This window comes from Phaeobacter piscinae, assembly GCF_002407245.1.
Taxonomy (GTDB): Bacteria; Pseudomonadota; Alphaproteobacteria; order Rhodobacterales; family Rhodobacteraceae; genus Phaeobacter; species Phaeobacter piscinae.
This window is the reverse complement of the sequence record NZ_CP010681.1, coordinates 2,281,256-2,296,927: the sequence shown is the minus strand read 5'-3', so window position 1 is coordinate 2,296,927 and position 15,672 is coordinate 2,281,256. Positions and strand designations below refer to the sequence as shown.

At 59.9% G+C, this 15,672-nt stretch carries 14 protein-coding genes; 7 read left to right on the top strand and 7 right to left on the bottom strand.

Annotated elements, in window-relative coordinates:
- Positions 1 to 9 precede the first annotated feature (9 nt).
- The 3 genes from phaeop14_RS10775 to phaeop14_RS10765 form a co-directional block, all read right to left on the bottom strand.
- The gene (locus phaeop14_RS10775; protein ID WP_040174049.1) at positions 10 to 1,368 is read right to left on the bottom strand and encodes a TRAP transporter large permease; all 1,359 of its coding nucleotides are present in this window, start codon (positions 1,366 to 1,368) and stop codon (positions 10 to 12) included.
- On the bottom strand, positions 1,368 to 2,036 hold the full coding sequence (locus phaeop14_RS10770) for a TRAP transporter small permease (protein WP_096790288.1): 669 nt from the start codon (positions 2,034 to 2,036) through the stop codon (positions 1,368 to 1,370). The genes phaeop14_RS10775 and phaeop14_RS10770 overlap by 1 nt, the downstream gene beginning before the upstream one ends.
- A 96-nt stretch (positions 2,037 to 2,132) precedes the next feature.
- Positions 2,133 to 3,365, bottom strand: a complete 1,233-nt coding sequence (locus phaeop14_RS10765; protein WP_096789526.1) for a TRAP transporter substrate-binding protein — start codon at positions 3,363 to 3,365, stop codon at positions 2,133 to 2,135.
- Between the two features lie 108 nt (positions 3,366 to 3,473).
- Here phaeop14_RS10765 and phaeop14_RS10760 point away from each other — a divergent pair, with 108 nt between their 5' ends.
- From phaeop14_RS10760 to phaeop14_RS10750, 3 genes are all read left to right on the top strand, one after another.
- Positions 3,474 to 5,081: a GMC family oxidoreductase gene (locus tag phaeop14_RS10760; protein WP_096789525.1), complete on the top strand. Its 1,608-nt coding sequence runs from the start codon at positions 3,474 to 3,476 to the stop codon at positions 5,079 to 5,081.
- Positions 5,082 to 5,402: 321 nt separating this feature from the next.
- The gene (locus phaeop14_RS10755; RefSeq protein ID WP_040174054.1) at positions 5,403 to 6,716 is read left to right on the top strand and encodes an adenylosuccinate synthase; all 1,314 of its coding nucleotides are present in this window, start codon (positions 5,403 to 5,405) and stop codon (positions 6,714 to 6,716) included.
- On the top strand, positions 6,716 to 6,961 hold the full coding sequence (locus tag phaeop14_RS10750; protein ID WP_096789524.1) for a DUF2842 domain-containing protein: 246 nt from the start codon (positions 6,716 to 6,718) through the stop codon (positions 6,959 to 6,961). Before phaeop14_RS10755 ends, phaeop14_RS10750 begins: the two co-directional genes overlap by 1 nt.
- Before the next feature lie 171 nt (positions 6,962 to 7,132).
- Here phaeop14_RS10750 and phaeop14_RS10745 read toward each other — a convergent pair whose 3' ends face one another.
- A complete protein-coding gene (locus tag phaeop14_RS10745; RefSeq protein WP_096790287.1) occupies positions 7,133 to 9,358 on the bottom strand; it encodes a chemotaxis protein CheA in 2,226 nt (741 codons plus the stop codon).
- Between the two features lie 139 nt (positions 9,359 to 9,497).
- Here phaeop14_RS10745 and phaeop14_RS10740 point away from each other — a divergent pair, with 139 nt between their 5' ends.
- Entirely contained in the window at positions 9,498 to 10,163 is a 666-nt protein-coding gene (locus phaeop14_RS10740) for a thiamine diphosphokinase (RefSeq protein WP_096789523.1), read from the top strand.
- Positions 10,164 to 10,184: 21 nt separating this feature from the next.
- Here phaeop14_RS10740 and phaeop14_RS10735 read toward each other — a convergent pair whose 3' ends face one another.
- The 3 genes from phaeop14_RS10735 to phaeop14_RS10725 form a co-directional block, all read right to left on the bottom strand.
- On the bottom strand, positions 10,185 to 11,147 hold the full coding sequence (locus tag phaeop14_RS10735; protein WP_096789522.1) for a DMT family transporter: 963 nt from the start codon (positions 11,145 to 11,147) through the stop codon (positions 10,185 to 10,187).
- 112 nt (positions 11,148 to 11,259) lie between these two features.
- The gene (locus phaeop14_RS10730; RefSeq protein ID WP_096789521.1) at positions 11,260 to 12,633 is read right to left on the bottom strand and encodes an L-serine ammonia-lyase; all 1,374 of its coding nucleotides are present in this window, start codon (positions 12,631 to 12,633) and stop codon (positions 11,260 to 11,262) included.
- Positions 12,633 to 13,340 carry a glutathione S-transferase family protein gene (locus phaeop14_RS10725; RefSeq protein ID WP_096789520.1) on the bottom strand — a complete coding sequence of 236 codons (708 nt, stop codon included), beginning with the start codon at positions 13,338 to 13,340 and terminating at the stop codon, positions 12,633 to 12,635. The genes phaeop14_RS10730 and phaeop14_RS10725 overlap by 1 nt, the downstream gene beginning before the upstream one ends.
- Positions 13,341 to 13,522: 182 nt before the next feature.
- Between phaeop14_RS10725 and phaeop14_RS10720 the strand changes: the two genes are divergently transcribed.
- The 3 genes from phaeop14_RS10720 to phaeop14_RS10710 all read left to right on the top strand — a co-directional run bounded on the left by phaeop14_RS10720 (position 13,523) and on the right by phaeop14_RS10710 (position 15,533).
- Entirely contained in the window at positions 13,523 to 13,909 is a 387-nt protein-coding gene (locus phaeop14_RS10720; RefSeq protein WP_040174062.1) for a hypothetical protein, read from the top strand.
- 206 nt (positions 13,910 to 14,115) lie between these two features.
- Entirely contained in the window at positions 14,116 to 14,904 is a 789-nt protein-coding gene (rpiA, locus tag phaeop14_RS10715; protein ID WP_024096485.1) for a ribose-5-phosphate isomerase RpiA, read from the top strand.
- A 65-nt stretch (positions 14,905 to 14,969) separates the two neighbouring features.
- Positions 14,970 to 15,533 (top strand): hypothetical protein, encoded by a 564-nt coding sequence (locus phaeop14_RS10710; protein ID WP_145957402.1) that lies wholly within the window; start codon positions 14,970 to 14,972, stop codon positions 15,531 to 15,533.
- Positions 15,534 to 15,672 lie beyond the last annotated feature (139 nt).

Here is a 15,672-nt window from a genome sequence, read left to right as displayed (position 1 = left end):
GCGTCACATCTATCTGTTGGGCAGCAGGATCAGCGCCAGATCGGGAACCAGCGCAACCAGTACCCAGACACCAATCAATGCTGCAAGGTAAGGCATGGTATAGCGCAGCAGTCGGAAGTAGGGAACGCCCGTCACTCCAGATGCGACATAGAGGTTAAGCCCGTAAGGCGGCGTGATAAAGCCAATCGAGGCCCCCACCAGGAAGATCACCGAGAAATGGATTGGATCTATCCCAGCTGAGGCCGCGATGGGTGCGAGGATTGGCGCGAGGATAATGGTCACAGGCAGGCTTTCCAACACCATGCCAGAGAAGAACACGATCACCATCGATGTGAAGAGCACCGCGTGGTAGCCCCCCATCGAAGTAACAAAATCGCCGATGGTTTGCTGCGCACCTAATAGCGACAGGATTTGTTGCATCACCACAGAGATAGCAATAAGCGGCGCCAGAATGCCGGTGATCTGAGCTGATCGCACCACCACTGCTGGGATTTGCCGGATGGTAAAACCTTCGACCACCAGCATCTCAGCGTAGGATTTTTCTGATATTGGCCTATCCTTGCGTGATCCCATGATCAGGTTCAACGGATAGCTGACCAGCCCTGCAATCACGCAAAACCCAACAGTAACACCTGCCGCTTCAGTCGGAGAGAATTTGCCTGTATAAATACCCCAGAGAACCAGCCCAATTGCGAAAAAACCGAGCCAGGCTCCAAAAGCGGTTTTTAGAACGCGGGTGAGTTGCAGTGGGATCAAATGTCCCCAGCCGTTGATCCGACAGATGGTCCAGCAGGCCAATTGCATCCCGATCACCATGAGTGCTCCTGGCAGGATGCCGGCGACAAACAGTTCCGAGATCGGTAAGTTTAACAGAAAGCCATAAACAATAAAGATAATCGAGGGTGGGATGATAATCCCCACCGTACCGCCCGCAGCTGCCGTGGCTGCTGAAAAGCGTTCGTCATAGCCACCCTTGACCATCTCGGGATGCAGCATCGACCCGATGGTTGCCGTCGTCGCGGAATTGGAGCCGGAAATGGCCGCAAACAAGCCGCAAGCCCCAAGGGCTGCCATGGCAAGTCCGCCCCGCAGCCAGCCCAGACAGGCATATGCGAAATCCGATAGTCGCCGGGCAATCCCTGACTGGTTGATCAGATCCCCAGTGAGGATAAACAACGGCATCGCCAAAAGGGCAAAACCTTTGTTGAAGACGTTCAGCAGCTCAGCGCCCATATTGTCGAGCGTCAGCCCCAGCACAAACGAGCAGCCGATCACCCAATATGCAATGACCAGCAGCACCGGTACCCCCAGCATGAAAAGGAAGGTAACACCCAGCGAGATCAGCGTGACCCAGGAGCCGTCCGTCATCAGATGTCCCCTCCGATTACAGCCTGTTTGATAAGCGGCGCGCCAGAGCGCCAGTTTGCAAAATCCTCGATCAAGTTTTCAAACACCCGCGCCACCATCAACACAAAGGACATCGGCGCTGTGATCAGGAACCACCACTGCATGACATTGTCGGTGCCCAGAACGATCTGAAAATTTGACGCCGATAGGGCTGTCATTCGGGTGGTTGTGACCAGTACGATCACCGCAAACACAAACCACAACACGGCATCCAACATCAGACAGGCCAACTGCCCGCTGCGGGGCATCATGGTTCGAAACTCGGCAAAGCTGAGGTGGGTCCGCAGTCGCACATTAAAGGCAGCTCCAAACCAGGCCATGATCATAAACAGCAGCGGCGGGATGGTTGTTGACCAGGGCTGCTGATTGGAGAATATGAAGCGGTCGATAACGCCCCAAAAAATGATAAAGGCAATCGCCAGATAGCTATAGACCATCACGGTGCGCTCCAGATGGCGGTCCAGCCAGGGCACCAGCTTGTAAATCCATAGCATAGTCAGACCACTCACTGCGGTGGCAACTGTTCCGAAGACCCAAGCGCCTTGTGTTTGGAGCGCATTGCGGATTTCCCAACTATCTTGCGACATGAACGCCCTAAATATGTCGCTGATCTCAGACCAGAGTCCCATTTCTTCCTCCCTGATGTCCACCGCGTTGCGCCCGGTGCTCGGACAAGTGAAATCGGCGCGCAACTGCACGCCGATCCTTATCTATGGTATCGGGTTTTAGGCTTTCCACCACCGGCGAGGTTCGACATTTTCAGGTTTCATATCCTTGGGTACCTGGCGCGCGATGTCATAGATTTCCTGATAGGTATCAATGCCACCTGCCCATTTGTTCAGGCGGTCTCGCCACTGTTCCCAGAGCTGAGGCTGAAACTCTGGCGAGCACATCTCCTCGGCCATCCTGATCTGGTCATCAGCGAGGAACGCGTTGCGCACGTTGTTTTCAGCAAAAATCGTCCCCGGCATTTGCGGGTCGGAATGACCGACCGTTTTAACCAGCGCCGCCTCATTTGCGGCCTGCACATGGGTCTGAGCCCAATAGGCGCTCTCCATCACCGCGTCCTGAAGATACCCCTCGAGACTGTCAAAGACAGAGGCGCTCATAGAGGTGTGCTCGGTGCCGCAGAAGAATTTCAGGTCTACCGACTGGCTGACCACTGGTGACATATTGGCATAGGCCACAGCAGAGGCCCAAGTTTCCGCACCATCAATCAGGCCCTGCTTCAGCCCGTCCAGCGTTTCTTCCCAGGCGACTGGAACGGGATTGAGGTTCAGCGCCTGCATGGCAATTCGGCCCAGCTGGGTTCCGGTCACTCGGTTTTTGGTGCCAAAAAGCTGCTCCAGCTTGGTCACGGTGGGTTTGTCTTCCCAACCCAGACCCAGCTGAATGCCGCGCAGCTCGCAATGGCTGAACAGGAATTTCAGCCCGTGCCGTCTTTCCAATGGATCCCGCAGAATGCGTTGTGAGTCCGGGCTGTACAGGAAATGATACTGTGAAGCCCGACCGGGGAACATGTAGGCGTAGTCAAGAACATTGAGGTAGGGCGCGCCTCCGGCCGAGTTCTGGGTCGAGGCTGCATAAATATCGACAATGCCCTGCTGTGTCTTTTCAACACATGAAGTCTGGCCGCAGATTTGGTTGTTGCCGATGAACTCAATACGGATCTCCCCGTCCGTACGGCTCTCCAAATCACGAGCGAATTCCAAGGCGCCAGCGCGCTCAATTAGTAGATTTTGGGCGTTAAATCCAGAGGCGCCAAACTTGAGCGTATGTTTTGCGGGCTTTGCATAACGCTTGTCGTAGGTAGATTCAGCTGCTGATGCGAGGTTGGCCAGACTGATGGCACCTCCAAAGCCCCCCGCTGCCAAAAGAGTAGAGCTCATGCCGTAGCGGCCTGCGACGCGGAACAAGTCCCGCCGCGAGATGCGATGTAGATTCTCCTTGAGTCCCATAGTTTCCCTCCCTAGATGAAATTATTGAGACGTTTTATCTCAAAAACGCTAGCTCAATTCATGCAATCTGCATAGACTTTTTTTCGTGAGCAACGGGAGGGACGAGTTTTGGACGCTGACTATATCATCGTGGGAGCCGGTTCTGCGGGCTGTGTCATTGCCAACCGGCTAAGTGCGAACCCTCGCAAAAAGGTGGTTCTACTCGAAGCGGGCGGAAAAGATATCAACCCTTGGATCCACATCCCTGTTGGCTATTTCAAAACCATCCACAACCCGAAGGTCGACTGGTGTTACAAAACGGAACCTGATCCGGGTCTGAATGGCCGATCAATCGAATGGCCCCGCGGAAAGGTCCTCGGCGGTTCTTCCTCGCTCAATGGGTTGCTCTATGTGCGCGGGCAATCGCAGGATTATGATCGCTGGCGCCAGATGGGCAACGAAGGCTGGGGCTGGGATGATGTTCTTCCCCTGTTTAAACGAAGCGAAAACAATGAACGAGGCGGCGACGCTTTTCATGGCGATCGGGGCGAGCTTTCTGTATCAAACATGCGCATCCAACGCCCTATTACCGATGCTTGGGTCGCTGCGGCCCAGGCCGCAGGCTACAAATTTAACCCTGATTACAACGGTGCCGATCAGGAAGGGGTTGGGTTCTTCCAACTCACGGCGCGCAATGGACGACGCTGTTCGTCAGCCGTGGCTTTTTTGAACCCGGTCAAGTCACGGCCAAATCTACAGATCATCACCCATGCCCATGTGCAGCGTGTGGTAATACAAGGGAAGCGTGCAACCGGTGTGGTCTATAAAGATCGGTCTGGCGACACGCATGTCATCAACGCAAATTGTGAAGTGATCCTATCTGGTGGGGCCATCAATTCGCCGCAAATCCTGATGCTTTCCGGCATTGGCGAGGCCGAGCACTTGTCTGAACATGGTATAGACGTGATCGCTGATCTGCCTGGCGTCGGCAAGAATATGCAGGATCACTTGCAGGCCCGACTGGTCTACAAGTGTAACGAGCCAACCCTGAATGACGAAGTCAGTTCTCTGCTGGGGCAGGCGAAGATCGGTGCGAAGTATCTGATGTTCCGGGCGGGTCCGATGACTATGGCCGCCAGCCTTGCCACCGGGTTCCTAAAAACGCGCCCTCATTTGCAAACCCCTGACATCCAATTTCATGTCCAACCACTGTCTGCGGAAAACCCTGGCAAAGGCGCTGACAAATTCTCGGCTTTCACTATGTCGGTTTGCCAGCTTCGCCCCGAATCTCGTGGTGAGATCCGGTTGAGATCCAGTGATCCCAGCGCCTATCCAAAGATCTTCCCCAATTACCTCTCGACGCAAACAGATTGTCAGACCCTGGTCGATGGGGTGAATATTGCCCGCAAAATTGCTCGACATGCTCCCTTGACGTCCAAGATATCGGAAGAATTTCGCCCGCACGCCAGTTTAGACATGGAGGACTATGACGCAACACTGGACTGGGTGCGCAACAACACCGCATCGATCTACCACCCTACGGGAACCTGCATGATGGGCCGGTCCGCTCAAGCTGTTGTTGATGCTCAGCTGCGGGTACACGGCATAACCGGGTTACGGGTTGCTGATTGTTCTATCATGCCTGAAATTGTGAGCGGAAACACCAATGCTCCTGCGATAATGATAGGAGAAAAGGCCAGTGAGCTCATCGTTCAGTCTACCAAGACATCGAGCTAGGGAAAGGCCAGATTGTAGGCGTCACTGCTAGGGCGGCGGCCTGCCGTGAGTGCACCGTTCTCCGGAGGTCCCTGAAGCCGGAGGGGGAATCGCCGGGCCTCAGAGGCCTGAGCGGGGCGGGGGCTGGAGAGCGGGCCTGGGTGCGCGGAGCGTTGTCCGGTTGCCCGACGCAACGGGGCTCAGGCCTGCTTCGGGCCACTTTCGCACGATATCCTGCGGAAAAGCGGTGCGCAGGCGGGGTGCGGCGAAAAACCGGTTCCCCTGTCTGCGCTGCCTCGTTATACGGAGCGTCGGTTTCAACCAGCATACAGAGGACCTGAGATGGCCAATGTCGTGGTAGTCGGCGCCCAGTGGGGTGACGAAGGTAAAGGCAAGATTGTCGATTGGCTCAGCGAGCGCGCTGATGTCATTGCGCGTTTCCAGGGCGGTCATAACGCCGGTCATACGCTGGTGATCGACAGCAAAGTCTACAAGCTGCACGCGCTGCCCTCGGGTGTGGTGCGCGGCGGCAAGCTCTCGGTCATTGGCAATGGCGTGGTGCTGGACCCCTGGCACCTGATGAAAGAGATCGAGACCGTGCGCGCGCAGGGCGTGGATATCTCCCCTCAGACGCTGATGATTGCAGAAAACACGCCGCTGATCCTGCCGCTGCATGGCGAGTTGGATCGGGCGCGCGAAGAGGCAGCCTCCAAGGGCACCAAAATCGGCACCACCGGGCGCGGCATTGGCCCGGCCTATGAGGACAAGGTGGGCCGCCGGGCGATCCGGGTGGCGGATCTGGCGGATGAGGCGACCCTGATTGCCCGCGTTGATCGTGCGCTGCAGCACCATGATCCGCTGCGCAAAGGCCTGGGCATCGAGGCGGTTGACCGTGACGGGCTGATTGCTCAGCTGAAAGAGATCTCCAAAGAGATCCTGCCCTTTGCCGCGCCGGTGTGGAAAGTGCTGAACGAGAAGCGCAAGGCAGGCAAACGGATCCTGTTTGAAGGGGCGCAGGGCGCGCTTTTGGATATTGATTTTGGGACCTACCCGTTTGTGACCTCCTCCAATGTGATCGCCGGTCAGGCGGCCACAGGTGTGGGCATTGGTCCGGGCTCCATTGATTATGTGCTGGGCATTGTGAAGGCCTATACCACCCGTGTGGGTGAAGGCCCGTTCCCGACCGAGTTGCTGAATGCGGATGGCACCCCGGATGCAGATGGCGAGCGTCTGGGCACCCGTGGTCACGAGTTTGGCACCACCACCGGCCGTCAGCGGCGCTGTGGCTGGTTTGATGCCTGTCTTGTGCGTCAGACTTGTGCCACCTCCGGTATCACCGGAATTTCGCTGACCAAGCTGGATGTCCTGGACGGGTTTGAAACCCTGAAGATCTGTGTCGGCTACGAGCTGGACGGCAGCCGTCTTGACTATCTGCCGACCGCAGCTGACCAGCAGGCGCGTTGCACCCCCATCTATGAAGAGATGCCGGGCTGGAGCGAGAGCACTGAAGGGGCGCGCAGCTGGAACGATCTGCCGGCCAATGCCATCAAATACGTGAAGCGCGTGGAAGAGCTGATCGACTGCCCGGTTGCGCTTTTGTCCACCAGCCCGGAGCGGGACGACACCATTCTGGTGACCGATCCCTTTGCTGACTGATGTCTGACGAAAGTGGTCTAAGCTACAAGGCGCGGCGGCGCTGGGCGCTGGTGATCCTGCTGATCGGCATGCCGCTCTATATCGTGCTGGCGGTCAATGTGATCAGCTGGCTCGACCGGCCCTCGCTGCTGGTGGAGCTGCTTGTCTATGTGGTCCTCGGCGTGTTGTGGATCTTGCCGTTCAAATTTGTCTTTCGCGGCGTCGGCAAGGCGGATCCCAATGACCCGGACCAGGATCAGGGCTAAGCTTGTAGTATTGGCGGGGAAGGGGCGCTGCCCCTCTTGACCTAGCGGTCAATTCACCCCGGAGTATTTTCGGAAAGATGACGGGCGGTTTGCCCTGAAGACCTTGCCCTAGACAGAAAGAAGGCGGCCTTTGCGGGCCGCCTTTTTGATGTGTTGCACGGGGGGCAGGGATCAGCCGACAGCGCGGTTGCCGGGTTGAAAGCCGATCTGGCCGGAGGCGGTGAAGCGACCGTTGTCGGCGCGTTCAATCTTGCCTTCGCGCAGGAGCTGGCCAAAGCTGCGCAGCCCGTCTTCACGGTTGAATTCGGTCCCGTCGACGCCGCGTACCTTGTTCATCAGCTGCGGGCGGGAGAAGTGATCGCGCCCTTCCACAAAGCTCATATAGGCGGCAGCGGCTTCGAGCAGCTCGCCGAGTTCGACTGCGCCGGTTTCTTCGGCGTAGGCGGCAAAGCCGCCTTCGGTGGCGCTGGTTGCCGGGGAGTCGTCAGCCAGGATCGCAGCGGAGACCCGGCGCGGGCGCACCGGTGCGGCTGGGGCGGCGCTGCTGTCGTCGATGCGCTGTTCCTGTACCAGTTTCAGTGGTGCCGGGCGGCTGGCGGGTTTGGCGGGGCGCTGGTCGGTGCCGCTGCGGCCCTCACCGCTGGAGGTCGGGCGGGCATCGGGGCGGCGCGGGCGCACCACGCTGGCCAGATCATCGCGGTAGACCTGCGCGTCATCTTTGTTTTCCAAGGCGCCACCGGCGCTGCGTTCGGTGGAGGCCGCGGCCATAACGGCGCGCAGCTGGCTGTAGGTTTCGCGCGAGGTGCTGTTTTCGGGATCTTCCAGACGTTCGTCGGCGGCGGCCATCAGGCGGGCAATATCGCCGTCGGCGGTGCTGGTGGCGCCGCGTTTGGGGCCCGGTTGCGGCGCCACGGATGCGGCGGCCTCCTGCGGGGTGCTGATGGGTTGGGGGGCCTCTGTCAGCTGCGCAGGGTGCTGGCGCGTTGCCGTGTCGTCGGCCTGCGGCTCAGCGCTGTCATCTTCGTCGTCATAGGCCGCCTGCGTATCTGAGATATCATCGATATCGTCATCACCGAGCAATTCTGCCTCTACGGCGGCGAGTTCGGCCAGCAGTTCGGCCTCGTCATCGGGGGACAGGCTGCTGTCGGTGGCAGGTTCTGACGCGGGTGTGCTGGTCTGGGGGGCCAGTGCGGCGGTGCTGTCAGCCGCTGGGGCGCTGGCCTCATCATCGACCGCTTCCAGCGTGCCGCTGGCCATGGCGCCTTCGATCTCGCGACGCTTGACGCGCAGCACGCGGCCCCGCTTGCGCGGCGTTTCGGGTATTGCGGGTGCGGTCGCGTCAGCTGTGACCTCGGTCTCTTCGGTCTCTTCGGTCTCTTCGGGCTGGGGGGGGGCAGCGGGCGTATCGCTGTCCTGTTCGGCGGCGATATCATCCAGACCGTTCAGATCATCGCTGGTCTCTTCGTCTGAGGTGTCATCCTCAGCCTCGGCTGTGCTGCTGTCGGCGAAGAACGCCTCAGCGCCTTCGGGCACGTTGGGGATGGCCGGTGTGTCAGAGGCGTCAGTGTCTGTTCCAAGGTCGAGGCGGTTCAGCGCCTCGGCGATATCGGCGTCGCTGTCGGCATCGGCGGTTTCTGTGGGTGTCTCATCCGCGCTCTCTGCATCCACCGCATCGTGATCGGCGGAGAGCGCATTGGTGATGTCTTTCACCGCGTCTTCGCGCGCCTGTTCGGCGTGCTGATCTTCGGTGAATTCCTCCGTTGGGGTCTTGGCGACAACCGCGCGAATGCGGCGCAGCTTGGCGGCGATGCTTTCGGCGGAGCTGTCAGTCTCGGCCTGAGCGGGATCGGCCTGGACCGCCTCGGGTTCCACAGTCTCGGCCACAGCCGTATCAGCCGAAGCGGCGACGGGTGCGGCGGGCGCAGTCTGTTGCACTGGCTGCAGCGGTACCTCTGCCACCTGAACTGGGGCCTCGGCGGCGGGCTGGATCTGCGGCGCGGCTTCAACGCGTCTGGCGGTCGGCTCAACCGGGTCTGCGGCGGTGACCGGAGCCGCAGTCGGGGAGGCGAGAGCGCTGGGAGCGCGGTGCTGCGGAGCATCACCTGCGGGCTGTGTCGGTGTTTCGGCGGCGGGGCTGGTCAGGGTGGCGGCGCGCAGGTGGATGCCTTCGGCGCTGGTGCGGGCCTCGACCTGGCGGGCAACCTCACGCTGGGCAATCCGGGCGAGCATCTCGGCGTCCGGCTGTGGCGGTTCTGCCCCGAAATAACGGTCATCGGAAGCGAGATCGCGAAAATACTCCGCAATCGCCTTCATGGTGCCAAATGAATCGTCGAACCCTTCCAATGTGCAGGAAAAAGTCCCGTAGGAGACTGTCAAAACCTTGTTGTTCTGTACCATCGGATAGGTGTCCTCGCCAAAGTCATTGCCGCTTACGTTGCTGGCGCAGGGGGTCAAATTGCGCCCGAATCCGTGCAATTGATCGTATCATTTTGTGTTCAGATTGTGGTCTGTTTCCTTTTCTGCGAGTAATCCCGGTATGAAAGAGCTGATTGTTGAGCGGGTTGAGCCGGTGACGCTGGTTGGCGCCGGGGTGCTGGGACCGGATGATCTGGAGGTGGCGCTGGCGCTGGCTCCGGTGCTGGTTGCGGCGGATGGCGGGGCGGCGCATGCGCTGGCAGCGGGGCATCGCCCGGTTGCGGTGATTGGCGATCTGGATTCGCTGGCGGCGGAAGTGCAGGCGGATCTGTCGCCGGGGTCGCTGCATCATGTGACCGAACAGACCTCTACGGATTTCGACAAGGCGCTGCGGATGATCGGCGCGCCGGTGGTGCTGGGTGTTGGATTTTTGGGCGGGCGGATTGACCATCAGCTGGCCGGGTTCAATACGCTGGTGCAGCCACATCCCAGTCCTTGCGTGCTGCTTGGCCCGCAGGAGGTGGTGTTTCATCTGCGCGGTGAGATTGCGCTGCCGCTGACGGCGGGGGAGGTGGTGTCACTGTTTCCGATGCAGCAGGTCACCGGCTGGTCGGAGGGGCTGGCCTGGCCCATTGAGGGCTTGCAGCTGGATCCGATGGCGCGGATCGGGACTTCCAACCGGGCGACGGGGCCGGTGCGGCTCAGGGCGGATGGGCCGGGAATGTTGGTGATCCTGCCGCGGGCGCGTCTGGCGGATGTCGTCGCCGCGTTACGGGCGCAGGGGTGAAAGTCTGACAGGCAGCGCCGGTCAGACCGCAGGCTGTTCGGGCGCGAGGGGCGGATCCTTGAGCAGCAGCGCAGCCTTGTCGGCGGCCGCCTTTTGTAGCTGGATCTGGCGTTCGCGCAGGATCACGAAGAGGCCGGCGGCGATGGTGATCAGAATGCCGATCGCGGCGAGGCCGTTCGGCAGCTCATCAAAGATCCACAGGCCAATCAAAGCGGCAACCGGAATTTCCAGATATTGCATTGAGGCCAGGGTGGCAGCGGGCGCGTAGCGCAGGCTCCATGTCATCAGCAGATGCGCGGCGGTGCCCAGCAGACCGATTGCGGCCAGAAGGCCCCATTGCTCAGCGTTTGGTGTGATCAGCGCAAGTACGGGAACATCCGCGATCTGGCCCAGCAGCAGCACGGGGGCCAGCAGCACACAGGCCATGGTGCCGGAGACCGCCTGCAGGCCCACGGGATCGGTGTCCTTGGCGATCTGGCGGGTGACCAGCATGAAAAGCGCAAAGATCACCGCCACCATCAGTGGCCAGAGCGCGTGCCAGCCGACAGCCACAAAGCTGGGTTGGATCACCAGAAGCGTGCCCGCAAAGCCGACAATGCAGGCCAGAAGACGGATCATGCCCACCTCTTCGCCCAGCACATATTTACCAAGGAGCAGCATGATGAACGGCATCACAAAGGCAATCGCCACCGCATCCGCAAGGGGCAGGTGTTTTAGTCCGGTGAACATGGCGCCGATGCCTGCGATATGCAGCAACGTGCGCACAAAGGTGAGGCGCAACACGCGGCCTTGCATCCGCCAGATTCTGCCCGTCGCCCAGATCAACGGGGCGAGCAGCAGAACCTGAGCAGCAAAGCGGACAAACAACAGTTGGCCAAGAGGGATATGCGCCCCCAGCAGTTTGGCCACCGCATCCCCTATCGGGGCGGTGATGCAGAAACCAAGCATCAAAAGGATGCCGAGAGAGGGGCGATCATGGGTCATGCGGCCACGCTAGGCGCGGGCGCATGGGGATGCAAGCAGGGGTTGCGATTTGGATCTGGCGGGATGCGTGAGGTGTATGCTGCACAGCCCGCCAGAACGAGCTTTTGGGACTTCAGCAGTTCGGCACGTTCACCGCGAGGCCGCCGAGCGAGGTTTCCTTGTACTTGTCATGCATGTCTTCGCCGGTCTGGCGCATGGTCTCGATACAGGCATCCAGCGGCACGAAGTGCTGGCCGTCACCGCGCAGGGCAAGCGAGGCTGCAGAAACCGCCTTGATCGCTGCCAATCCATTGCGTTCGATACAGGGCACCTGCACAAGGCCCTTCACGGGGTCGCAGGTCATACCCAGGTGATGCTCCAGCGCGATCTCGGCTGCGTTTTCCACCTGTTCGGGCGTGCCACCCATCACCGCGCAGAGGCCTGCGGCGGACATCGCAGCGGCAGAACCGACCTCGGCCTGGCAGCCGGCTTCGGCACCCGAAATAGACGCGTTGTATTTCACCAGACCCGCGATGGCGGCGGCGGTCAGCAGGAAATCCTCGACATGGCTCTCAGACGCGCCCGGCACATGATCGAGATAGTAGCGGATCACAGCCGGCAGGGTGCCTGCGGCGCCATTGGTCGGGGCCGTGACCACCTGACCGCCAGCGGCGTTTTCCTCGTTCACCGCCATTGCATAGACGCTCATCCAGTCATTGATGGTATGGGGCGCGTTGATGTTCATGCCACGTTCGGCCTGCAAGGCATCGTGGATCCCTTTGGCGCGGCGGCGCACATTCAGGCCGCCGGGCAGGATGCCGTCGCGTTCCAGACCCCGGTTGATGCAGTCATTCATCACTTGCCAGATGCGGGCGGTGCCTTTGGCGAGGCTGACCTCGCAGCCGCGCGCGATCTCATTGGCGCGTTTCATGCTGGCAATGGATTTGCCGCTGGCCTTGGCCATCTCCAGCATTTCAGCCGCAGTTTTGAACGGGTAGGGCACTGGCTTGCCTTCGTCTGTCGCCTTGCCAGCGGCCAATTCTTCCTCGGTGAGGACAAAGCCGCCACCGATGGAGTAATAGACCTGCCGCAGGATCACGTCGCCCTGCGCATCGGTGGCCATCAGGATCATGCCGTTGGCATGGCCGGGCAGGGCGTGATCATAGTCGAAGATCATATCCGCCTTAGGGTCGAAATGCAGCGCGCCGAGACCTTCGGGGTGCATGGTGTGGGTCTTGTCCAGTTCAGCGAGGAAGGCGGTCGCCTTCTCATCATCGTAGTCATGGGCGACAAACCCGCCGAGGCCGAGGATGGTGGCGCGGTCGGTGGCATGGCCAACGCCGGTAAAGGCGAGCGAGCCGTGCAGAGAGGCGCGCAGACCGTGGAATTCAAACGGCGAGGCGCGCATCAGGTCCAGGAACTTTGCAGCGGCCACCATCGGCCCCATGGTGTGCGAGGACGAGGGGCCAATGCCCACTTTGAACATGTCGAAAACGGAGAGGAACATTAGGTGGCTGATCCTTCTGAGGGATTTGCGTAGGATGGCTGGGTAAAGGGGGCCGGGCCGAGGCCTTCGGCCTCGCAGGCCACGGTCACGGCAGTGCGGCTTTCCAACCCGGCGCAGAGACGCTGCAGGCTAGGGTAATGTGCCAGAGTGAACCAGGATCGGTCGGCCTGCGCCGGATAGAGCGCCATCCAGCGTATCTGGCAGGCCAGATAATAGTCCAACACTGAAGGTTGCAATGCACCAAACCATGAGGGGCGAGCGGCGGCGGCCTGATCAAGGTTGGTGAGATGCTGATGCAGACGCTGACGCAGCACCTGTTGCAGCTGGGATTGCTGATCGGCGTCCGGGCCGATGTATTTCTTCGGATAAAACAGCATCCGCAGATCGGCGTGCAGCGTATTGGACACAAAGAACAGCCACTTCAGGAAGGCTGCGCGGTCTGGGCTGCCAGGGGGCGGGGCCATTGCGCTGTGCCGTTCGGACAGCCACAACACAATGGCGGCGGTCTCAAACATTGGCCCGTCCGGGGTTTCCAGCACCGGGATCAGCCCGTTCGGGTTCAGCGCCCGGTATTCCGCGCTGGTCTGCGCCTTGGCCCTGCGATCAACCAGTACGCATTCATAAGGCTGGCCAAGCTCCTCCAGCACCAGCCGGATGACCAGCGAGGCGTTATCGGGAGCGTAATGGAGGCGGTAGCTGTTCATCATGGAACCATTCTAAGCTGTCTGCAGGCGTTGGTAACGCCCGTTTCCGACGTTTCCAATAGGAAACACGCAGTTTGCGCAAACCTTCCGGCAGGGTCGCAAGTCGAGGCTTGGTGTACAGAATGAAATGCTTATGCTCCCGTTGTGAGAGGCAGCGCCGCTGCCGAGCCAGACGGAGTGACTGGATGTCCCGCCCTTCATTTGACGATCTCAACGACTGCCAGAAGCTGCTGTTTGGAAATGGGGTTGGGCCCTACTGGCTGCCGGAGCGGATGCGAGAGTTGATTACCGAGACAGCCAGCTGGTTTTTTTGCGATGCCAGCTGGCGGCACCATGATTTTGGCTATGCTGTCGGCGGCGACCGCTGGGACCGGGCGCGCTGCGACTGGAAGTTCTTTGTTGCAATGCTGCATGACGCGGTGACGCAGCGCTGGCCATGGGCACTGGTGACGGTGCCGACGGCAGTATTGCTGAGTGTTCTCTTCTATCTGGCGGTGCGACTGGGGGGCCAGTTTGGATCTTTTGATTACCGCGAAGACTATGCCACGCTGGCAGAGATCCTTGCCGAGTGAGGCACTTGCAGTGGCGAGACGTGGCGATCTGACGCCGGGTCTCGGCAGGCATCCGGTCACCGATGCTGGTCAGACCCACGTGGCCGCGCTGCGGTTTCGCAGCACTGGTGCTATGGGAAACGCGCGCAGCGCCCCCTCGCGTCTGTTGGGAACAATGCGTATAACACATTGAGAACACGTCAATGCAGTCTCATGGAGTCGCGGTCATGACCGGAGAATTATCCCCCATCGACAAGGCCAAATTTGTTGCCGCCAAACGTGCGGCGGAGATGGTTGAGGATGGCATGCGGGTAGGGCTGGGCACAGGCTCCACAGCCGCCTGGCTGGTGCGCTGTCTGGGTGAGATGGTGCAGAACGACGGTCTGCGGATCAAAGGCGTGCCGACCTCCACCCGCACGGCGGAGTTGGCCCGCGATGTCGGGATCGAGATCCTGACACTGGATGAGGCGAAGTGGCTGGATCTGACAATTGACGGCGCTGATGAATTCGACCGCGATCTGAACCTGATCAAGGGCGGCGGCGGCGCGCTGCTGCAGGAGAAGATTGTCGCCACCGCCTCTGACCGGATGGTGGTGATTGCCGACAAGGCCAAGGAGGTCGAGAGCCTTGGGGCGTTTCCCCTGCCGGTGGAGGTGATCCCCTTTGGCTGGCAGACCACGCAGGCGCTGCTGGAGGAGACTTTGGTCGCGATGGAGGTCATGGGCCGCAAGACGACGCTGCGGATGAACGGGGATGCGGCGCTGGTGACGGATGAGGGCAACCATATTCTGGATCTGCATCTCAATCGCATTGGCAATGTGCGGCAGATGGCGCTGGTGCTGAACCAGATTCCGGGCGTGGTTGAGAATGGTCTGTTCATCGACATCTGCGACACCGTTGTGGTGGGCTATGGCGATGGCAAGGTTGAGGTGCGTGACATCAATGAGGGCACAGTGGAGACCGACCGGCTTGATTTTGTGGAGACCGAGAACCTGTTTACCGATCTGAGTGACTGAGGCGAGACGAATGAGGCTCGTCGACTGGACCTGTCTTGAGATACTGCTGTATTTGGGTCCATATGATGACAAAGTTCTCTCAAATCAGGCCTGCTGTATCTACCGATGAGCCTTCGCAGACGCATGAGCCGGTTTCGCTGTCGGTAAAGCTGCGCGTGCCGGTGAAACTGCTCTTGCTGTTCTCACTCGCACTGCTCTTGGTTGAGGTGGCGCAAAAATCCGACTGGTGGGGATTGGGCCAGAGCGGGTACGAGGTCCCTTACATAGGACCTTTGACCCACTTAAATATCTTATTGTTTTGGTGCTTTATATCGGGCGGCCTGACTCTCAGCTGGGCGGAGGTTTCCTCAAAAGGAATTGCTACACGCAGGGTCTTGCGTTCATCCTCCTCCACGATCCCCTGGTCCAGAGTTGTTGCTGTTCAGGAAAAGCCTGTAGCTCTGCGCTTGTTCCCCTCCGCACCCTACCGGTACGCGTGGATCCTAGTGCGTCTGGAAGACGGTGCATTGACCAGACTGCGATGCCCGCTGGAAAACGGCGATGCAAAAGAAACGCGACGGTTTCAGGCCGCGTTCGCGTCGTATTGGCCGGATTTGCCCTCGCCGGATGCCAAGGCGGCTTTAGGCTAGACCGGTTGTTGCGATCGCCCCGGTGCTCTTCACGTGGTTTTCACGGTTTCGAGACTATATCGCGCTTGGCATTATAAACCGCGCAGCGCACCCCCACCTGCGAGACTGGCAATTCCTTCTGCGCTATGTGATACCTCGC